The sequence below is a fragment of the Labilibaculum filiforme genome, assembly GCF_002843315.1.
GTDB lineage: Bacteria > Bacteroidota > Bacteroidia > Bacteroidales > Marinifilaceae > Labilibaculum > Labilibaculum filiforme.
Genome location: NZ_MVDD01000002.1, coordinates 320,178 through 343,579, shown reverse-complemented (window position 1 = coordinate 343,579; position 23,402 = coordinate 320,178). Strand labels below are relative to the sequence as shown.

General features: G+C 36.3%; 10 protein-coding genes. 9 read left to right on the top strand and 1 reads right to left on the bottom strand.

Features of this window, described 5'->3' with window-relative positions; all coding sequences use genetic code 11:
- The 5 genes from BZG02_RS04065 (at position 1) to BZG02_RS04045 (ending at position 12,748) form a co-directional block, all read left to right on the top strand.
- On the top strand, positions 1-459 hold the full coding sequence (locus BZG02_RS04065) for a V-type ATP synthase subunit K (protein WP_143470413.1): 459 nt from the start codon (positions 1-3) through the stop codon (positions 457-459).
- A gap of 533 nt (positions 460-992) precedes the next feature.
- Positions 993-2,012 (top strand): LacI family DNA-binding transcriptional regulator, encoded by a 1,020-nt coding sequence (locus BZG02_RS04060; protein ID WP_101260120.1) that lies wholly within the window; start codon positions 993-995, stop codon positions 2,010-2,012.
- 538 nt (positions 2,013-2,550) lie between these two features.
- Complete coding sequence (locus BZG02_RS04055) at positions 2,551-5,958, top strand: glycoside hydrolase family 38 N-terminal domain-containing protein (protein WP_101260119.1); 3,408 nt, start codon at positions 2,551-2,553, stop codon at positions 5,956-5,958.
- Between the two features lie 112 nt (positions 5,959-6,070).
- Positions 6,071-10,474 carry a glycoside hydrolase family 38 N-terminal domain-containing protein gene (locus tag BZG02_RS04050; RefSeq protein WP_101260118.1) on the top strand — a complete coding sequence of 1,468 codons (4,404 nt, stop codon included), beginning with the start codon at positions 6,071-6,073 and terminating at the stop codon, positions 10,472-10,474.
- Between the two features lie 96 nt (positions 10,475-10,570).
- On the top strand, positions 10,571-12,748 hold the full coding sequence (locus BZG02_RS04045) for a glucosidase family protein (protein ID WP_101260117.1): 2,178 nt from the start codon (positions 10,571-10,573) through the stop codon (positions 12,746-12,748).
- A 363-nt stretch (positions 12,749-13,111) separates the two neighbouring features.
- On the opposite strand, the gene BZG02_RS04040 is transcribed toward BZG02_RS04045, so the two are convergent.
- The gene (locus BZG02_RS04040) at positions 13,112-14,287 is read right to left on the bottom strand and encodes a hypothetical protein (RefSeq protein ID WP_101260116.1); all 1,176 of its coding nucleotides are present in this window, start codon (positions 14,285-14,287) and stop codon (positions 13,112-13,114) included.
- 402 nt (positions 14,288-14,689) lie between these two features.
- Here BZG02_RS04040 and BZG02_RS04035 point away from each other — a divergent pair, with 402 nt between their 5' ends.
- The 4 genes from BZG02_RS04035 to BZG02_RS04020 all read left to right on the top strand — a co-directional run bounded on the left by BZG02_RS04035 (position 14,690) and on the right by BZG02_RS04020 (position 23,140).
- Positions 14,690-17,548 carry a glycoside hydrolase family 2 protein gene (locus BZG02_RS04035; protein ID WP_101260115.1) on the top strand — a complete coding sequence of 953 codons (2,859 nt, stop codon included), beginning with the start codon at positions 14,690-14,692 and terminating at the stop codon, positions 17,546-17,548.
- Positions 17,549-17,569: 21 nt separating this feature from the next.
- The gene (locus BZG02_RS04030) at positions 17,570-18,967 is read left to right on the top strand and encodes a glycoside hydrolase family 30 protein (protein WP_101260114.1); all 1,398 of its coding nucleotides are present in this window, start codon (positions 17,570-17,572) and stop codon (positions 18,965-18,967) included.
- Between the two features lie 118 nt (positions 18,968-19,085).
- Complete coding sequence (locus BZG02_RS20975) at positions 19,086-20,468, top strand: hypothetical protein (protein ID WP_218972134.1); 1,383 nt, start codon at positions 19,086-19,088, stop codon at positions 20,466-20,468.
- A 95-nt stretch (positions 20,469-20,563) separates the two neighbouring features.
- Positions 20,564-23,140, top strand: a complete 2,577-nt coding sequence (locus BZG02_RS04020) for a glycoside hydrolase family 3 C-terminal domain-containing protein (protein WP_101260113.1) — start codon at positions 20,564-20,566, stop codon at positions 23,138-23,140.
- Positions 23,141-23,402 lie beyond the last annotated feature (262 nt).

Genomic DNA, 23,402 nt, shown 5'->3' with positions numbered 1-23,402 from the left:
ATGATGTTATCAACAGTTGTAACAGGTTTTGGAGGACATGCTATTGCATTAGGAATAGCTGGTGTAGGATCTGCAATAGGAACAGGAATTGCCGGAATGGGCGCATTAGGTTTGTGGAAACAGTCCATAAAAGATAAGAAAAAACTGCCGGCATTAGCATTGGCTATGGTAGGTATGCCTTTAAGTCAGGTAATTTATGGAATGATTTTTATGAATTCGATGATTGGAGCAAACTTAAACCCCGATAGTTATATGAATCAAATGATTTGGGCATTTTTTGTAGGTATTGCCATCGCAACATCTGCAGTTATGCAGGGTAAAGTTGGTGCAGCCGCTTGCGCAAATCTTGCAGTTGACGATAAGCAAGGATCAGGAATGTATATTGCCGCTATGGGTATTATTGAAACCGTAGCATTGCTTGCAATGGTATTTGGCATGGGAGGAATTCCTTCAGCATAAAGAGTTTTTTTTTCATAATGTTGGTTTATATTTTAAAAAGCAGCTCCTTATTCGTAAGGGCTGCTTTTTTTGTATTTTTTATTCGATAGGTATCATTTTCCGAATAACAGAACTAATGATGTGCTTTCAGTTTTTCTTCGGTAAATTTTATCGCTATTTTTTCAGTTAGTACATCAATTAAACAAACTTGACCACCTATTGGATCAACTGATTGATCATGATTACTTGGCTATTTAGATAGTTGCTTTTATGCAGTCAGTTTTTTAGATGATTTACTGTACAACTAGTTTTTTTTGGATTGAAATGTTATTCCTTTTTTTTGATAAATCAACTTGGCATATTGGTTTGAAAAGGAAAAAACACTAAGAAATTTGTCAGTTTTATTAAAAATTAATACATTGCACGAGTTAGCTAAAACGTTTTAGCCTATGGGTGAGTTTTAGTTTTTTTTATAGCTTTTATGCTAAAACGTTTTAGCAGGATTCAAAAGCAGGAATAGAAAGCAAAACAAATAAAGGAAATTGTTTACAACTATGAAGAAAGTATCCATAAAAGATATTGCCCAGCACTTAAACGTTTCTGTTTCTGCAGTGTCGCTTACCTTAAACGGAAAAGGGGACGAAAAACGAATTAGTAAGACCACTCAGAAAAGAATTGTTGAATATGCTCAGGAGCAAAATTACAGACCGAACTCTTTTGCGAAAGGATTACAAAAAGGGAAAAGTGAAATTATTGGATTGGTTGTTCCTAATATTTCAGATGTATTTTTTTCGAGAATTGCGAGAAGAATTGAAAAACAAGCCGAACAAGCGGGCTACGATGTTATTTTTAGTAGTACAGGCGAAAATATAGAAAAAGAATCGAAAAAAATACAATCCATGCTCGATCGACAGGTGGATGGTTTAATAATAGCTTCCTGCCAGAAAAATACTTCGGACATTCTAAAGTTGAAACAAAATAATTTCCCCTTTGTGCTTATAGATAGGTTATATCCTGAAATTGAAACCAATTACGTGGGGTTTGATAATGTGGGAGGAGTTTCATCAGCAGTAAATCAGTTAATACAAGCGGGCCGTAAACGGATAGGTTTTGTTACCTTATCGATGAATTTAGGAACAATCCGGGAGCGTTTAGATAGTTATTTGCAAACAATGAAAGAACATGCTCTTCCTGTTGAAAATGGTTTTGTTCATGAAATGGATTATAATAACGATGAGGCGGATATGCAAAATGTTATTCGGGAAATGCTTAAAAAGCCCTGTAATATTGAAGCTATCGTATTTGCAACGCATTTTTTAGCTTCCGAGGGATTGAGACAATTAAAAGAATTAAATATTCGGGTGCCCGATGATGTGGCTATTGTGAGTTATGGGGAACAAAAGGATTTTGATCTTTTCGAACCAGCTATAACTGCAGTAAACCTGCCTATTAACGAAATGGGAGATAAGGCGGTGGATATATTATTAAGGAATATGAAAGAAACAAATTTTAGCTATGAACAGCTTCGTTTAAAGACTGAATTAGTAGTAAGAAAATCATGTGGTGCAAAATAATTTTTTTTATATTTTACTAAACCGATTTAGCAATTTAATGAGGAAATAGAATTCAATTTATATTTAATTGGAGAGTAGCTATAAAGAGTGCGTTTATAAGAGGAATTTAATTGGATGGTTTGTGTTGTTTTAAACGGTAATTTAATAAAAATAGGAATATGAAACGTCCATGCCAAAGCGATTTTGACACACAGGGAGATGATTATCCCAGCATGGTAAGTTCCATATGGCAAAAACTTAAAATTATAATCATATGAAACGTCCATGACAAGGGTGTTTTTACACACAGGGAGATGATTATCCCAGCATGGTAAGTTCCATATGGCAAAAACTTAAAATTATAATCATATGAAACGTCCATGACAAGGGTGTTTTTACACACAGGGAGATGATTATCCCAGCATGGTAAGTTCCATATGGCAAAAACTTAAAATTATAATCATATGAAACGTCCATGACAAGGGTGTTTTGACACACAGGGAAATGATTATCCCAACATGGTAAGTTCCATATGGCAAAAACTTAAAATTATAATCATATGAAATACTTGATGTATTGGGCTTTAACGATATTATTAGTGAGTTTCAGTAATTATTCATTTTCGCAAAATGAATACCTACCTGGATACGATAAAGAGGTAGCAGGAGTAGATTTTGCTTATCCTTCACCTTATTTATACAACGACCAATGCTACTTAACAAGAGCGAATAAGGAGGTTGGTTTTATGGAGTGGGAAACGGCTGTAATTCCTGAATCTTACAAGGAGAAAACGATATCTTTTATTTGGTTGTATGGAATAGATGTAAGCACTCAACCACAGAATTTTGAGCTTTTTGTTAATGATCAGGTTTTACTTACATTTTCGAATCCAATCTCTAATATTCATAAGAATTGGAAGGTAATAGGCGAAAAGGGTGTAGAATTAAATTTTTATCAGTCGATGATTGATAGCAATCAAGATCAAATGGGATATGCCGTGCTTACTTTGCCAACTAAAATGGTAATTCCCGGTAAGCCTATTAAAATAAAAGTAGACGGTGTGAATAACAATAGCACCGCTTGGTACATGACCTTTAAACGTTCTCTTGCAAGTGATTTTTCAACCGAGCAACTAAATACCGTGAAAAAGGAAAATGGAAAGCTTTACAATATGGTACGCTTTAATTGTGTTCATCTGGCTCAACCTGAAAATGTAACAATTTCTGTTGATAACGATTCGAAACAAGTTATGCTAAAAACAGGCTTAAATGAGATTGATTTTCTGGTTCCAAAAGTAAATAAAGCCACAACAGTTAATACAAAAATTGAAACAGGGAAAATCGTGCAGGAGAAGGTGATAGAGTTGAAGCCGGTTAAAGAATGGACGGTTTATCTGGTTCAACACTCTCATACCGATATTGGTTATACCAGACAACAATCTGAAATATTAGCAGAGCATTTAAGGTATATCGATGACGCTTTGGATTTTTGTGACCAGACAGATCATTTCCCAAAAGAATCTCAGTTTCGTTGGACATGCGAAGTAACCTGGACAGTTCGAGAATACATAAATAGTCGCCCAAAACAGCAGGTTGATCGTTTGATAAAAAGGATTAAAGAGGGGCGAATTGAGGTAGCAGGAATGTTTTTAAATTTTGCTGAAATTGTAGATGAAACAGCCTTAGCAATTCAATTGGCAAGTTTGAAAAAATTTAAAGAGTTGGGCATAGATGTAACCACAGCTATGCAAAATGATGTGAATGGTATTGGTTGGTGTATGGCCGATATGTATCAAAATACAGGAGTAAAATATGTTTCAATGGGTGTGCATGCGCATCGAGCCCGATTGCCTTTTGATAAACCGACCTCATTTTGGTGGGAATCACCTTCAGGTAAGCGTCTTTTAGCATACAGAAGCGAGCATTATATGCATGGTAATGCACTTAGTCTTACTGCAGGTAGAATAGATGTATTTAGAAATAACTTATCAAAATACCTTGCTAAATTAGAATCCAAAGAATATCCTATGGATCGAGTAGCTTTTCAATTTTCAGGATATACTACCGATAATTCGCCACCATCCACTAAAGCTTGTGATATTGTAAAAGAATGGAACGAAAAATATGAATGGCCAAAACTTAAATTGTCGTTGGCAAGTGAACTTATGGCGTATGTTGATGAGAATCATTCTGGTGAAATTGAAACGAAGCGAGAAGCTTGGCCTGATTGGTGGACAGATGGTTTTGGTTCTGCAATGAAGGAAACTAAAGTATCGAGAATAACCTACTCGCAAATGTTAGCAACAATGGGACTGTTTTCTATGACTCAAGCTTCTGGAGGTGCTATACCCAAACAGATTCATGATGAAATTAGAAACTGTTATGACAATCTTTTGTTATACAGTGAACATACTTTTGGTGCATCGGAAAGTATATCTGATCCTGATTGTAAAAATTCTAAAGATCAGTGGAGTCAAAAATCTTCCTATGTATGGATGGCTAATCAACAGGCAAATTTACTTAGAGAAAAAGCGATCGGTTTAGTTCAACCATACGTTAAAATACCTAAAGAGCCATCTGTTACTGTTTTTAATACTTTAAATTGGAATCGATCTGGTGTAGCAGAAGCATTTATCGATCATGATATTTTACCACTTGACAAATCGTATCGTATTGTAGATGAGAGCGGTAATAGAATTCCCGCTCAAATTATTAAGAGCCGAGGGGAAGGAAGTTATTGGGCATTATGGGTGAAAGACGTTCCTGCAATGGGATATGCTACCTATAAAATTGATGTTTCTGACAAACCCAATATACGTAAATCTACTGATATGCCAATTTCTAACACTATTGAAAATGATTACTATAAAATAGAAATTGATGAAAATAATAATGGTTTAGCCAGCATTTTCGATAAAGAACTAAACAGAGAGTTAATAGATGATGCAAGCACTTATAAATTAGGAAGTTTTATTTATGAATTGCTTGAAAATAGAGAGGATTTGGAAAGGCTAACCAATGCGCTTCGAGATACAGTCTATAAACCTATAAAAAAGGAAACGATACAGTTTTCTGATTTTAAAATAGTTGAGAGGAAGAATGGTGAAATTTGGAACAGTATCAAATGCAAGGCACAAATTCCAGACTGTGCAGATGCTTCAGGTGTAAATATTGAAATTCGATTGTATAACTATAAGAAAGAGATAGAGTTGTTGTATAATATGAGAAAGCTGTCTATTACAGATCCTGAAGGTTTGTATATAGCTTTTCCATTTACGAATGATAATGATGGCCAATTAGCATTTGAAGTTCAGGGTGGAGTTGTTCAGCCAGGGAAAAATCAATTGGGTGGATCCGCTTCAGATTGGAATACCATACAAAACTTTGCAACAGTAAAATCAAATAATTCTCAAATTGTATTTAGCAGTAATGATATTCCACTGGTTCAGTTTGGCGATATTAACACAGGTCGTTATTATTATAAAAAGCAACCTGGCAACGGACATATTTATTCTTGGGTACTAAACAATTATTGGACGACCAACTTTAAAGCCAGTCAGTCTGGAGAATTAAATTGGAAATACCAAATCACTTCGTCTTCCGATAATTCAAATTCTTTCGCAACAAAGTTTGGTTGGGGGAATAGAGTACCACTGATTACGCGAACAAATGCAGGGAAATTTAACTCCGTAGCTGAGCAAGAAGCAAAATCATTTCTTGATTTAAATACGGTTAACAACCTCTTATTGGTTAGTTCCCGACCAACTCCTGATGGTGATGGAATATTATTGCACTTGCGTGAGACAGAGGGAGATCATGCTATTTTAGACATTACCAAACTACTACAAAATTCGAATGTAAAATCGGTGTTTGAAGTAAATTCAATCGGTGAAGAATTGCAACAATTAACTTCTCCTTTATTAATTGAGCATTGGGAAGCAAAATTTATTCTTTTAAAAACAAAATAAAATATAAATATTTTTGATTGTTAATGCATGTCGCAATGATCGGATATATAATGAGTTACTTAATATAGTGTTAGTTTGTATGTTTAGAAAGGGTACTTAATAATTACTAATTATGAATACTAGGACAGTTCAAGTTTTTATAATAGCTTTTTGTTTTTTTCTTTCAAGTAAAGGGCAAGCAAGTGAGCCCAAAGAAGAAACCGTAAAAGTTTTTTCAAGTTCTGTTGTAAAGCGAAACAATGGAAATCCCCTTCAAATGGGGATAATTGAAATAGCCGATCGATCGATTAATTCGATAGAGGTTGAATTGCAATTTCCCGAAGGAACGGTAAATCATCATTTTACAAATCTGGAAGAGAAGCATCATACGGTTACTTTTGAGTTTCCTGTACTTAAAGAGCGGACAAATGTTCAGGTTCGGATAGTAGAAAAAGAAGCAGTATTGTTCGAAAAAATGGTGCAATTCTCGCCACCAAAAATCTGGAAAATATACGATGTGCAGGTTTCACATCACGATTTGGGTTATGCCGATTATTACCACATGATGCGTCGCGATGTACGCGAAATGGGAATTGAAATGGCTATGGAATTTGCCCGAAAAACAGACAGTTGGCCAAAGGAAAGTCAGTTTCACTGGACCGTGGAGACAAGTGAACCCATGATTCAGTACCTATCGAAACAACCGGAAGATGTTTTAACAGAGTTATTTGAACGAATTGAAAAAGGTCAAATATCTTTAGGAGGTGTGCATAATTCGGTTACTACCGAACATTTGGGCTACGAAGCCATGGCGCGCCAGTTTTACACGCCTAACCGCTATGTCTGCGATTGGTTTAATACCGAGCCATCCAAAACTGCTCTTAATGATGATGTTGTAGGATTCACAAGGGCTTTAGCACTATACAGCAAAGAGTCTGATATTCCTTACTCCATGTTTGGTCGTAATTCTACAGTAAAAGCATTTGATAAGGCTGAGGATGATATGGCTTTTTATTGGCAATCGCCCGATAAAGATTCGAAAATGACGCTTTACAAAGTATGGCATTATTATTCGCCAGATCGTTTGGTGAAATACAATGTTCCTGAAGTTGCTGCACTTTGTGGGCGTTACGAAGCGCATACAAACTATCCTTATTCATGCCTGTTGGCTGAGGCCAGTACAGATTTTGGAATGCCTTTATTTGAAAACGTAGAGGGCATTAAAAAGTGGAATGAAGAATATTCCAATCCTGTTTTGGTGTCGGGAACATTCGACATGTATTTCGATGATTTAAGCAGTCAACAAGATAAAGAATCGTTTAAAATTTATACCGAAGATGCTCCCAATGCATGGGCTGATGAAGATTTAACTGATGTGGAATATGCCAACAAAGCTCGAAGATTGCAGTCGAAATTACCTGCTACAGAAAAGTGGGCAACCATAGCTTCAGCAGTAACAGCAAAAACATATCCATGGCTCGATATTTATCAGGCATATTTTAGTCTATTAATGTGGGGTGAACATACCAACGGCGCCTATGCTGAAGGGCCAATTTATGTGCCACCGTCGTTAGATGACCCGACAGCTGCAAATGCCACTTATTATGAATTAGAACAGGAAATGCACCGTGATTTGGTACGCGAAAGTGAACAATTTACAAATAAGGTTGAAGCTATCGCAAATAAGCAACTCGAAAGCCAGATTACTACTCATACTAAAAATACATTGGTACTTAGAAACTCTTTGGTTCGCAAGCGTTCTGATGTGGTTTATGTTGAAATTCCAAAGGGCAAAGGTTTAAAAACAATTCTTGATAATTCAACAGGTAATAAAATTTCGTTTCAGTATGTAAGCGAACAGAAAGTTGTGTTTTATTCAACAGAGGTTCCGTCGATGGGATACAAAACCTATGCTTTGGAATTTTCAAAAAATAAAGCTTTTTCCGATTTTAAAACTGTTCAGAACCCAAAAATAGAGAACGACTATTATGTGTTGGAATTCGATTCAAAATCAGGTGGGATTAAAAGTTTATTCGATAAGAAATTGAATCGAGAGTTGGTTGACCAAGAGGCACGATTTAAACTGAATGAATATTACTACGAGCGTTTCGAGACAAATTCGTATAACGACAGCATTAAAAAATACCAGCCAGAAAGTGCTTCTTTTAAATTGCAGGAGGGACCGTTGGCAACCGTGGTAATTTCTGAAGTGAAAGCCACAGGAGCTCAAAATATTGTGCAGAAAGTAACGATTTACAAAAACTGCAATCGAATTGATTTTGAAGTAACTTTTGATAAAGATGATTCGGGCAGAACTTTACAGGATTACAGAAATTATTCAGCAATTGGGAAAGAAGGTTTGTTTTATTGTTTGCCTTTCGATATTCCGAATTTTACTATTCAGCATGAGCTGGCTGGTGGAGTTATGGAGCCTGTTGAAGACCAGTTTGAAGGTTCGTCAACCGATTATTATGGCATTCAGAATTTCTCCGATATTTCGAATGATGAATGGGGAATTACCTTGGCAACTATAGAACCAAATTTGATTGAATATGGAAAACCCCGCCCTGCCTATTGGAGTACAGGCGACGATTATGAGCATATCATGAAAAAGGCTGATGATAGCCATTTTTACTTGTATCTTTTGAATAATATGTTTTTCACCAACGTTAGGCAATCTCAACCCGGGCCAAAGAAATTTCGATGGTCGGTAAGGAGTCATGCTAGAAATTGGGAAGGCGGAAAGGCTTATCAGTTTGGGCGCGATTTTGCCAATCCGTTAACAGCAATAATTGTTAATGAGAAGAAGAATGGAACTTTACCAGCAAACTCAATGGCTTTTATTGAGTTGGATTCGGAGGACATTCTTTGTTCGACCATAAAGCCTGCCGAAGCCAACGGCGAAGGTTATATTATGCGTTTTGTTGAGCAAAGCGGCAAAGAACAAATCGTAACGGTAAAAGCTAATTTTATTGAGAAAATTCAGAGAGCTAACCTTACAAATCTGGTTGAAGTTGATCGTGATTATCCCTTGGATATTTTGGGAGAAAACAGCTTTAAGTTTATAATCCCGGCTTTTGGCTTGCGTACGATACGAGTTGTGCCTGCAAAACAGCAACTTCCTGTAATTAAACAGCTAAAAGCCAATGCCGTTGCCGACAGAATGGTGAAGTTGAATTGGGATTTAACAGCAGGAGAAAGAAGTTTAATTGCTTATTATAAGATTTACAGGAGTACAAAATCTGATTTTGAACCATCAACAAAAACATATATTGGCAATACCGATTTGTTGGAATTTATCGATGTTCCGGTACTAAATGTAAAAGGTTGGCAAAGCAATAATATTCAACCCGAAACAAAATATTATTATAAAATTCAAGCCATTGGAGTTGGCAATAGAAATGGAACAGTTTCGGATGAAATTGCGGTGAAAACGAAAATATCGGGAGAGCAAAACCTAAAACCCAATGCAGTGCAAGGTTTGGTTTCTACCTTGGTAAGTTCTATCACCAACCACAACTATGTTGGTCTATATTTTTATACCAATATTGAGGAAGATGTTTCTAAATATGTAATTTACCGAAGCACAGAAAAGGAATTTACTCCAAAGCCGTCGGATATAATTGCCGAAATGGATGTTACACAGGAGATAAAACATGTAACACCTCATGGTTTTGCCGAGGTTACCCGCCCATTAAAGGCTTATAACCGCCAACTTTATGTCGATGAAGACTTACAGCCATTTGAAACGTATTATTACAAAGTTGCAGCAAAGGATGATGCTGGTCAAATAGGTGAATTCTCAAATGAAACAAGCACAACCGCAGGGATTGGTTATTTGCGAATTTCGGGCACAACATCGTTCCGGGAAAATACCGAAGCCGCAATTCATAATCCAAACAATAACGATTGGGAAATCAGGTATACTACCGACGGTACGCTGCCTATAAAAAGTTCGGTATTATATACTAAACCTATAATAATAAGTGATGATTTGCTACTAACAGCTTCCTTGTTTTTGCCGCAGAATGACAAAGGTGTGGGAGTTATTGCACAGGAATTTCAGAAGGTGAAAGATTATAAAGTTGTTTACAACTCGAAATATAATGATAAATGGCAAGGAGCTGGCGACCTTACATTAATCGATTACTACCGTGGAGAGGAAAGTTTAGGACACCGCTGGCAGGGATTTAAGGTTAATGATATGGATATTATCATCGACATGAAAGAACTGAAAGAGATAGAATCGGTTGCTGTTGGTTGTTTGCAAAACGTTGGAAACTGGGTTTTCTTTCCTAATTATATTGAAGTTGCTACTTCAGAAGATGGGAAAAATTTTCAAAGAGTTGGGCGTTTGGAAACAATTAAAGAGTGGCAACGCCTGATTTCGAAAAAAGATGATTTGATGCTTGCTTTTCCAAAAACAAAATGCCGGTATATAAAAGTGTTTGCCAAAAACATTGGTTACAACCCAGTGTGGCATAACTTCTCTGGAGCCGAAGCATGGCTATTTGTCGATGAAATTTTAATCAAGTAGAAAATAATAAAAGCTTGTTTTCAAACTTATACTTTAAACGAAATAATTAGGTTGAAAATATTTGAAATCTTTATTAATTGAAATAATTTAAATAGAATGAGGAAGAGAAATTTACATTTATTGTTTCTGTTAGCTATATTATGCTTTAGTCAGCAACTGTCTGCACAGAGAGAGTTTACGCCTGCAGATCCGGAGTATTATGCAATGAACAGGGAGGATATGACCTTCGATGATGAACAAGTTATTTTGTTTAATCATCGTGGATTTGTATCGCCAAGGCAGTACAGTTTAACGCAATTTACCAATGTTTGGTTTTTGCCTATTGGTGCACCTCGTTACGAATTTAATTTAAATTTCTTCGATAAAGGTACGCAACGATTAATCGAAGATGATGTTCCAACAAAGTGGAAATCGTGGATTGATGATGGAAAAAGTTATGATCCTTTAGGTTCGAATTTTCGCCCTAACTCTCCATCAATAATGGTGACACAGGATGAAAACTGGCAACCTAATCAATATGTTAGAACTGCAACCTTCCATAAAGAATACAATAATAAGTTAGCAAGTTTTTCGGCAAAAAGCTGGACCAATGTATCTTATGATGACGATGAGGTTTTTATTAAGCTTAGATTGACCAATCGAAATAAAGAGGATTTAGAGATGACGATTATTCCAAATCAGGTGGCTGAAATTATGGAATGTCACTTTAAAGTTGGTGATACGAAAGCTAAAAATATAGATGCTTTTACTTTTGGAAGTGAAATGGTACATGCTCGAGTATCTTCTTCAATAAAAGAAACAAGTGACAAAGGTTTTGAGATTGATATTGCTCCCGGAAAATCGGAAACTTATTATTTTGTGGTAAAATTTTACGAACCTCAGATTGGAGCTCCTGCCATTTCGCAGTCAGATATTAAGGAGCGTATGGATAAGGCGGCTACGAAGACACGTGATATGTTGGCCTGGGCATACAATAAGCTACCTAAATTTACCAGTACTAATAAACAACTCGAAGAGTATTACTACCGTTGCATGTTGTCGGTTTTAATGAGCCGATACGAAAATCCAAATTATATCACCGATGTATTTTGGGCAGTTGGAACTTGGCCTTATACCATTAGTTGGGATAATTCTTATACCTCAGATGTTCTTGCCATGTTGGATCCAGAAAGTTTAAAAGGAGCAATTTTAACTGATTTTGAACAAGTACAGTTAAAAAGAACTTACGTTGGTTGGAATGGTGCACATTGGGATATTCTATACATTCAAGAACCTTTTGCACTTCAAATAATGATCGAAGCATATATCCGTCATACAGGTGATTATTCGATTTTTGATGAAAAAGCAGCGGGTGTTTCTGTTTGGGAATGGATGCAACGTTGGGTAACCGAATTGCAAACCAATTATACCGATAAACTTGGTTTAATTGATGTAGGATACAATACAGAGAAAATTATTGAGATTCGCACCGATGGATATAACCATGCGGTACCAATTACCAATACTTTGACAATCGATTTGTTATACACCATGGCTGATTGGGCAAAAAAGAAAGACGAAAGCAAATTGCAGAAAACATATTTCAAGGATGCTGAAAAGCTAGAAGGATTGGTTGATAAATACATGTGGAATGAGGAGTTAGGATGGTTCGATAACTATTATCCTGATGGAACAAAAGGGACTATTTGGACCTACCATTTATTTGACCTGCTGGGGACGGATTATCTTCCCGATTATCAAGCATTTCGCTTGGTGAGTCATTTGCAGGAAGGAGAATTCTTAGGAAAATACGGAGTGTATTCAATAGCACGTCGCGACACGGTTCATTGGGATTTAATTGACTCCGATTGGGGAGGTGGCGGACAATATGCAGGAATGCCAGGTCGTATTGCCCGTAATCTATATCAAAAAGGTTTTGCTGGTAAAGGTTGGGATGTATTGAAACGAAACATACGATATGTTGATCACTTTCCTTATCTGCCACAAAATCCACGTATTGATGCGCCGGAACAAGATCGCTCTTCCATGCCATTACAAATTGCGGCCGGAGCAGGTCTGGAAGCAATTGTTTTTGGAACTTTCGGTGTGAAAATGGATGAAGATAAATTAACTATTAAGCCATTTAATCACGAAGATATTGGTGAGGCAATCCTTAAAGATATCCCTTATAAAGGCAGAATGTTCGGAGTGAAATTAAATCAAAAAACCTTTTCGGTTTATGAAGGCGAAAAGTTGATTGTTACTAAGTTTTATGGCGAAAAGGTGGTTTTATAATCAATTATCAGAATAAAAAAAACTTGCTTCAACGGATATATTCATCTGTTGAAGTAGATGATTAGCTTGAAGCGGTATGTTGATCCCCGAATAGGAATAAATTCCTGTTCGGGGAAATCAACACCTAATATAATTATATCTCAAGAGAATTCTTTTCGGTGTTGAATATAGGCATGGAGTTGTTGCGAGTTGAAACTTAGTACTAACATTATTGTTGCAGTTAACGAAAACGTTTCGTTTTTGCTGAAGTAAAAGAGAATAGCGATAAAATTAAACGTAGTGTATTGCAACAAAGGCATCTGCCTTGATCAATAATTTTGAAAAACAGTCTATTGAATACATCTGTATTCACCAAAGAACCATTTATTTTAATACCTCCAGTTCCACCAATTTACAACTGATATCAGTTCGTTGCAAACCGCTTACCTCAAACAAAGCATTAAAATATTTAGCTTCTTTTGGTAGTTGCGATGAAAACTCATTCAACCATTTCTTATCGGTAAAATTACGTACTGTAGCCATTACTCCAATATCATTGTTCGAGACGAAATACAATGCATTTTTGCCATCGCCAAGCGGATAGTAGGAAACCATAGCATATTCTACTTTCTGAATTCCGCCAAAGCGGGTGTTGTAAACTTTTTCGGTATCGCCATTATGGTATTTAAAACCATCACCAAAAGTTGAAAATACTTTGCTGTCCTTTAAAAATAAGGATTGCGATAAGTTCATGGTTTTATACTGTCCTACAAATAGGGTGTTATGAGTTCTTGCATCATCGTAGTTTAGTTTGCTTTCCAATTTAAGATGAAAACGACTCTTATTTGTTGCAAACCAATTGCTCAATACATTAACCGTGTAGGGAGCCATTTTCGACATCACGGTATAATCTGTAAGATGTAAGCTTTTTTCGGGATGTTTTTGGCTGTAGTTAATAAAATCGCTGTTGTTTTTAACTTCGCTATACAAAACGGCACGTTCCTTACCATCTGGGAATTTTTCTCCGACTACAAATTGATCCGAAACAATTAATAAGTTTTCAGAATTGGTATCAAAATAAGCTTCCCAAATAAAATTGGGTTTATCGACAATTGTTTTCACCAGCAAAAAGCTCAGCATTGATAGCAATAACACTCCAGCTGAAATTTTAAGATACTTTATCGGTATGCTAAGCGATTCACTCTTTTCTCCTTGTGATTTATAATATTCTGTAGGCGATAAAAAATTGAGGTTGCATTGTCCCTTGCTAATATTGAATAGTAAAGATTCATTTGTTCCTGCTTCTTTATAGTAATCAGCCAGCTTGTTACGAAGTTTGTACAGATAGGAGCGTACGGTGCTGTTATTTTTATTTTCCGAATAATCAATTCCATAAAGTTCACTGCCAATTGTTATCTCATTGATTTCTTCCTGCGCAATAGCCTTTTCAACAAGGTATTTTAGGAGGTTGATATTTGTAGATGAGTTTACAAACAACTTGTGCGAACAGATGCGATCTAAAGCTTCTTTAATGGATTTCTCTTCGTTTTTATTGATCATACTTTACAAAAATAGCACGATTTTTCTTTAATCTGCACATTTCATTTTAAAATTGCTTATACTGATGGATATCAGTATATTAAAGTATTAAAATTAACCGTTAAGTGACCGTTGCAGTTGCCGTTTCGGAACAAAATAATAGGAATATGTTTCCCTTTTGATGATACATTCTCTGTATTCTTGTAGTAAGCAATAGCAACCCAGTAAAAATCTCATCATGAAACGTCCATGACAAAGCAATTTTGACATAAAGGGAAATTATTATCCCAACATGGTAAGTTCCATATGGCAACTAGAAAACAAATAATAATCATATGAAAAGTCCATGTATAAAGCTTTATACACACAGGGAGATGATTATATGGTAAGTTCCATATGGCAAAAATATAAAATAATAATCATATGAAAATTAAAGTTTTACTTATAGGTTTATTATTGGCCTTTGGAACATTATCCATGGCTAACTCTCTTGAGGCTTATCCAAAAAAGAACCGAACAAAACAAAACATCAACCTCGATTGGAAGTTCTCCAAAATGTCCAAATTAGAAAAACCTACTGCTACAGATTTTGATGATAGTAAATGGGAAGAGGTTTGTTTACCTCACAACCCCGATCCAGTATCTATTTGGTTGGATAGTGTTAGTGATCGTTGGGAGCAGAAAAATTACTTGCGTGATTTTAACTGGTATCGAAAAAAGTTAATGATCACTATTCAAAAAGATGAAAAAGCTTTTATCGAGTTTGAAGGAGTTCATAGTGCAACAGACTTATATGTAAACGGAAAATTTGTTGGACGATTTGAGGTAAATGGATATGTGCCTCACCATTTTGATATTACAGATTTTGTAAATTCAGGAAAAGAAAATACCATTGCCATTTTGGCTGACCACAGTTTTAATCCTACTATTTCTCCTGATCCATACGAAACAGACTATTTAAAGTGGGGAGGAATTTACCGGGATGTTTATTTGGTGAAGACCAACAAGCTTCATGTAAATTATAATTGGGAAGCATTTGATGCTGGTGTGCATATCACAACGCCTGGCGTTAAAAAAAATAACGGAACCGTATCTGTAAAAACAACAGTTGTTAATGAATACGATAAGCAGGTAGATTGTAGAATTGAAACCATGCTATTAGATGCTGATGGATATTTAGTTAAAAAGCTTAACTCAAACTCTAAGCTTAAAGCAGGACAGAGTAAAACATTCCGTCAAACATCCGAGATTGTAGACAATTACCGTCTGTGGTCGACTGATGATCCCTATTTATATCGAGTGGTATCAGTCATTTATATGGATAATAAAGCGGTTGATTTTGTGGAAAATAAATTTGGATTCCGATCTGTAGAATTGGTTGATGGTGAGGGTTTGCTCTTGAATGGAAAGCCATTTTTTATGACTGGGGTAAATCGTCATCAGTCTTATCCTCATATTGGCGATGCTGTGCCTAATTCCATGCATTACGAAGCCGCACTTCGCTATAAGCAAGCCGGAATAAATGCGATTCGTTTGTCTCATTATCCTCAGGATAATTCTTTTATCGAAGCTTGCGATGAGTTAGGGATCTTACTTTACGAAGAGCCTTCTACTTGGATTAGGTGGAAAGAAGGAGAGTGGATGGACAAGTTGGAGCAATCGCTTCGCATTATGGTGCGCAATCATAGAAATCATCCTTCTATAATAATTTGGGGAGCTGGTATTAATCACCGTGGACCTGTTCCGCAATTAAATAATGCAGCTAAGGAAGAAGATCCTTTTCGTTTAACTGCAAGTGCTTCAGCACCATGGAATGGCATAAAGAATGCAGGAGTAACGGATATTTATGCAACGATGGATTACCGCAGAACGGATTTTCCGGAAGGCGATTTTTGTATGGTAATGGAGCATGGATATTCTCACAATGGTCTCGCTCAGCAACATCACATATCGAGGTATAAAAAGCGTAAAAATAATATTGGAGCATTGCTTTGGGTAGGAGCAGATTACAACCGCTTACAGCCCAAACCCGAAACCTACGATTTTATTACTGAATATGGCTTGCAAACAGCTTATAGAATTCCTCGTCCTGCTTACTATTGGTACAAATCAGAGTTGACAGCGACTCCATACATTCATATTGCAGATGAGTCTGTTTATAAGAACCGGAAAATTCATATTTACAGTAATGCTACAGAAGTGGCTCTTTATGCTGATGATAAGCTAGTTGCTATTCAGAAAGCTGATAATGACCCACTAAGATTATGGAACGCTCATCCATCATTTACCTTCAACTACAATTGGAAGAATGAAAAGCTTACCGCAAAAGCTTTAAGCTTTGGTAAGGTGATTGCCACACATTCACGAACTAAAATTACAGAAGCCTATGCACTAAAATTAGCAGTCGATAATCCGAATAGACTTTTAAAAGCTGGAGGTTCAGATTTAAAGATGATTCGTGCTTATGTGGTGGATAAAAATGGAGAAACGCTTGTTGATGCTGATTTAAAAATTCATTTTGAAACCAAAGGTGCTGGTTCTATTTTATACAAGCAAAAACACTTTGTGCAAAATATGCAAACCTATCATGGGGTTGCTACAGTATATCTAAAAGGTACTAAAGAGGCTGGAGAAATTAAAATAAATGCGATCTCAGGTAAGCTGAAGTCGGAAACTCTGACTCTAAAAACAGAAGCTTACCAAGCGGATGAATTGTTGGCAAGCGCGAAACCAATTTTTGATTATCCAACTTATAAAACAGATATTCAAACGGAAGATCAGTTGGAACAATTTGGATGGAACATTGTAAATGGAGGAGACAGTACGAAATGTGAGTTTAAAGCTGGGAATTGCACTTTCGTGATAAAGGCTGAGTCGGACTTGAATTGGAGAAAAGGGACTTATACTATCTTGGGTGATTTAGCTTTCATGGCATGTGATGGTGTTTTTGTTGAAAAAGGCCAATTGACTCTAACAATAAATAATCTGCCGAAAGGCGAGTACCAGTTAAAAAGCTATCATCACTCTTTTCAGGATGTACAGAAGCTATTTCCATATACTATGAAAGTAGAATTGAATGACGGGAATGGAGTTTTCGAGTACGTATCGGATGATGCATCTGTTCAAATTATGGATGGTAAGGACATCGGAGAGCGTTCACCAATATCTGTTACTAATTACATTAAAAGTGATGGCATTAGTCCAGTTGTTATCAAGTTTGAAACCAATAAAAAGGATGCTCAAACTTGGCTGAATGGTCTGGAATTCAAGCAAATAAAATAAAGTCATTAACTATAGGATAGCATGAGAAAAATAAAGAATTTATTGACGCTAATCAGCATATTGTTCTGTGTTACAGTATCTGCGCAACAACCAAGCGTAAAAGTATATGCAGTAAAATTAGATAAAGGTCAAGCCAATCCTTTAATCGAGGTTAAGCAAGATAATGTGGACGGTAAAATTGCCTGGAAAAACCGCATTTACATGCAACCGAATGTCACTTTTCAGACAATAGAAGGTATTGGTGGTGCATTTAACGAAATTGGTGGCGAGGCCTTACTTTCTCTTTCTAAAAAAGAACAAGAGGCAGTCATGAACAACATGTTTGCGAAAGACAAAGCTGGGTTTACGTTTTGCCGTACGGCTATTGGAGCAAGCGATTTTGGAATAGATGCTTATAGTTATTCGATGACAGCTGATGATTTTGAAATGGAGCATTTCTCTTTAGATCGAGATAAAAAATATGTGTTGCCTTATATTAAAAGTGCATTTGCTATCAATCCCAACTTTACTCTATTTGCTTCGCCTTGGAGTCCGCCCGCATGGATGAAAGAAAGTGGCAAAATGGTCGGTTTGCAAAAAGAAGGCAACCGCATGAAAAGTGATGCAAAAGTGAAGAAAGCTTATGCCAAGTATTTTGTAAAATATGTGCAAGAGTATGCAAAAGCAGGTGTGAAGATTGACCGCATTTGTATTCAGAATGAAAACGATGCGGATACGAAATACCCTAGTTGTGTTTTTCCAGCCAAAGAAATGGTTGCTTTTGCAAATCAATATATGGCTCCTGCATTCAAGAAAAATAAAATCAAAACGAAAATTTATGCCGGAACGTTCAGAGCTAGCAACCAAATGGATTTGATGGATTTTGTTCAGTGCAAAAACATGGAGGGTATAGATGGTATCGGCATTCAATACACCGAAACAAAAATTATTAACGATGCACGAACTTTAGTTCCCAACATGAAAATTATACATACCGAAGGTGATTGTTATAACGGGAAAAATTCGGTGGAAGAAGCAGGAAACCGATTGAAAGAAGTAGCCAGTTACATTAATAGCGGAAGCACCAACTTCACCTACTGGAACATGATTTTGAATGAAACGACCAAAAGCGGTTGGGATTGGCCACAAAACTCACTCATCAACATCGATCGAAAAAATGGCAACGTGCAATACAATCCTGATTACAATGCAATGTACATCATCAGTAAGTTTATTCAGCCTGGCGATGTGCGTATTGCATCTGTAAACAGAAGTAATAGTCACCCAATAATTACTGTAAAATCGCCTGATGGAACCATAAAAGTTTTGGTGCAAAACACCAATGAAAAAGATGGAGTGTTTGAACTAGTTATTGGTGAAAAAACAATTAAAGTAAATGTTATTGCTCAGGCGATTACAGCAATAGAGCTAAGAAAATAAGAGTGTCAAAATTGCTTGAGTACAATTTCACATTATTACAACGGAATAATTCTTGGTCTAATAATTAGAAGCACTAGAAAAAATGAAACCAAAAATCGGATTACTAATTGTCTTTTGTATGCTATTATCTTGTATAAATAGTTTTGCTCAAGCATGGAATTACAACAATAATCGTATTGCTATAAGCGCTGATGGAAACAGTGCTCCGGACAATTTGCACAAATGGCCAATTGGAGATCCTGATGATTGGGGAGCAAATGCCGCTATGCTTGCCATTCTTGCGAAGCTGGAAATGCAAGATAAGTTGGTTCATTATTCTTACAACAACTTTATTGATGCACCAGCAGGTCCAGACAGTAGAAATCAGAATAAAATAAGCTGTGACGGTGGTATTATTCGTTGGCATTTTGATGCTGAAAAGTTTTATGATGTAACTACGCAATTAGAACAAGCAACAAATAGCTTGGCAAAAGAGATGACTAAATCTACGGCTGACGATCCACTGTATTTTTTACATGCTGGCCTTTCTGAATTTGTTTATCTGGCAGTTGAAAAAGCAATTGAATTGGGAGGATTGGAAAATTTGAGATATGTAAAATTGGTTTCGCATAGTGGTTTTAATGAAAACCACAAACGCAGAGAATGGCATCATACTTGGGATGATATTCAAAAACTTTGCGGAAATAGAATGCAATACCACAAAATAAAGGATCAGAATGCTTGTAACCAACCTGATGTTTTATGGTGTTCGGGGAAAGATTTTTCACCTTGGTATTGGATGCGCGATCACAAAGATGAAAGTATTCATTGGCTTTACACCAGAGTTCAAGCACACAATACAGGTAAAGCAGATATATCAGATTGCGGATTGTTATACTGGCTTTTGACTGGTGATGAAAGCGGAAATCCTGAGAAATTTAAAAATTTTATTGGTGATGGCATAGCCAATTCGGTACAAGGGATAGCAGTTAAAAAATTAATTGAAGATAAGGGGAAAGATAATTTCATTTCAATGGAAGCTGAGCACTTTGATTTACATGGACAATGGGCTTTTAAGAATGATGATTTGGCTAGTGGAGGCAGATTTATTGAATACATTGGAGCCAATAACGATCAGGAAATAACAAAGGAAAACATTTGTGAATCAAACTTTGAGATTAAGGAAGCAGGTACTTACACTGTGAAGTGGTTGATGCGCCAAACTAAAGAAATTGAGGGAGATAGAGTGGGTAGTGTATGGATTAATTTCCCTGATGCAATTCAGATTGGACACGAGCCAGTAAAAGGTTTTCACAAGTTTGCTGGTCGAGGTAAAAATGATTTTACAATGAATGGTCAGTTAGATTTACATGGTGATCAATCATGGATGACGGTGAAATTTGAGAAAGCAGGTTTTTACACTTTGCAAGTTTCTGCTTGTTCTGAATTTTTGCAAATTGATAAATTTATTCTGTATAAAGACATGAGTTTTGAGGATGCAAAAAAGATGGCTAATCAATAAAAATAGTTTGTATTAGCAAGAATTATAACCCAATAGGTGAATAGTAATCATCATAAGATAATGTGTTTATAATATTTTTAAAGTAATTATAGAAAATGAAAAGTTTTATAACTCTCCTAATATCCTTATTCCTTATAATAGGAAATTCTGTTAGTGCCCAAATCTGGAAAGATTCCAGCGCAAACATCGACGTACGTGTTGATGACTTGTTGTCGAAATTGACACTAGAAGAAAAAATCAGTTATTGCGGGTCAAGAATCCCAGAAGTGAAACGATTGGGAATTCCCTATTTTGAATGGTATGGCGAGGCACTTCACGGAATAATTGGATGGAATTGCACACAGTTTCCTCAGAATATTGCTATGGGAAGTACTTGGAATCCCGATTTGATGTTTGAGGTAGCAACTGCTACTTCTAATGAAGCAAGAGCTTTGAAGAATAAGGGTGAAAAAGAAGTGATGATGTTTTCACCTACTGTAAATATGGCTCGAGATCCTCGCTGGGGGCGAAATGGAGAATGTTACAGCGAAGATCCGTTTTTAATGTCGGAAATGGCGAGAATGTATGTGCGAGGAATGCAGGGAAACGATCCTAAATACACAAAAGCCGTCACAACAGTAAAACACTATGTAGCAAATAATGTTGACAAAGGCCGTGAAAAGCATCACTCCATGATCAACAAAAAGGACCTGTACGAATATTATTTCCCTGCTTACAAAACTTGTCTGGTAGACGAAGAAGCAACAGGAATTATGACAGGCTTAAATGGATTGAACGGGATTCCCTGCTCTGCACACAATTGGGCTGTGAATGGTGTTTTGCGTAATGAATGGGGCTTTAAAGGTTATGTTATTGCAGATTGGGCAGCCGTCCAGGGACTTGAAACACGAATGCATTATGCTAAAAGTCAGCCAGAAGCTGCCGCAATGGCCATAAAAGCAGGTGTTGACCAAGAGTGCTTTCGAAATGACAAGAGACAGGCACCTATGGTAAACGCATTGAAACCAGCTATCGACAAAGGCTTGATTACGGAAGAAGAATTGAATGTATCGGTGCGCAGATTGCTTCGTTTACGTTTTATGACTGGAGATTTCGACGATCCATCACTGAATCCTTACTCAAAAATTCCGGCAAGCGTTATGGAATGTGATGCACACAAAAAATTAGCGCTTAAAGCTGCTGAACAAGCTATTGTTCTTTTGAAGAATGATAATGTACTTCCCCTAAAGAAAAATACGAAAAGTCTTGCTGTGATTGGACCTTTCGCGAATAGATGTTGGATGGGAATTTATTCTGGTTTCCCAAAAAGTAAAATTAGTCCGCTTGATGGATTAAAGAAAGCTAGTACTGGCAAAGTAAGCTACGCCGAAGGTTGTGCTGTAACGGCCAAAGCCGATGATGACAAAAAAATTACAGAAGCAGTAGCCTTGGCTAAAAAATCGGAACAAGTAATAGTTGTGGTTGGAAACGATGAAACTACTTCAACCGAAAATGTGGATCGTAAATCGTTAAAATTACCCGGCAACCAGCACAAACTAATCAAAGCTGTTCAGGCCGTAAACAAAAATATTATATTGGTGCTTGTTCCTAGTGGCCCAACTGCTGTTGCATGGGAACAAAAAAATATTCCTGGAATTGTTTGTATGTGGCCAAATGGTCAGGAACAAGGAACCGCACTTGCCAATGTATTATTTGGAGATGTGAACCCTGGCGGAAAATTAAACTCAACATGGTTTCAGTCGGATAATGACTTGCCCGATTTTGAAGATTATAGTATCCAAACTGGACGTACCTATATGTATTTTAAAGGCAAGTCACTGTATCCTTTCGGTTATGGTTTGAGCTACACCGATTTTAAAATTGACAAGCTAAAACTAAGTAGTAAAGAAATAAAGGCACAAGAAAATGTTGAAATTACAGCTAACATCTCAAATGTAGGTACGATGGATGGTGATGAAGTGGTTCAAGTGTACATTCACGATGTAAAATCTTCACAACGAACACCTATTAAAGCACTAAAAGGATTCAAGCGTGTGAATGTGCCAACAGGAAAAACAAAATTGGTTAAAATTACACTTCCTTACGAGGCTTTTGCACATTACGATACCATTCAAAATAAATTTATGGTAGAGGCAGGTGCTTTTGAAATCATGATCGGTAACTCAAGCGAGAATATTAACGAAGTAGTAACGGTGATGGTTAAAGGTGGAGCTATTCCACCCATTAAAGTGGGACAAAAAAGTGGCTATTTCGATGCTAAGAATAAAAATAGAACCAAAAGTTGGGATTGTTTGTATGCAGATAAAGCAGCAATGAGCTCTTCGCTTAAAAGTAAAGATGACGGAAATGAATGGATTGAATATGAAATTACATTTGTCGATCCTGGATTTTATGTAAATGCATGGGATGCTGAATTGCATTTTGAATCAGCTACCAAGGAGGCAATAATTGAAACATCTATGGCAGGAGCTACAATTGGTTCATATACAATTATGACCAAGCAATTGAAACTTCCTATCAGAATTCCAATTCCACCAGAATATGGAAAACCTGTTCGCCTAAAAATTAAAACTTTGCATGGTGAGGTTAAGCATCAATCCATTAAAATTATTCCTCCAGGAGATAAGGAATCTTTTGAGGTTTCAAAAATTATTAACCAATCAAAAAAATAAGTAGAAATAGCATTAAATAGGTATCTTAAGTAATTAGAAATTAATAATGAACAATTAATAATTATAGAACAAGCTGTATATCCGTTAATTATAAATAATAAAATACGACAATACATTACTCATAGTACTTATCAATTACAATAGATATTAATTGAAGTTGATTTGAAAGTTTTGGAAATTAATTAATAGGGGATATGAAAAAACCGTTTAAGCTGTATTGTTTAAATGGTTTTTTTATAATTGTTTGGTGGAGCTGCAGGGA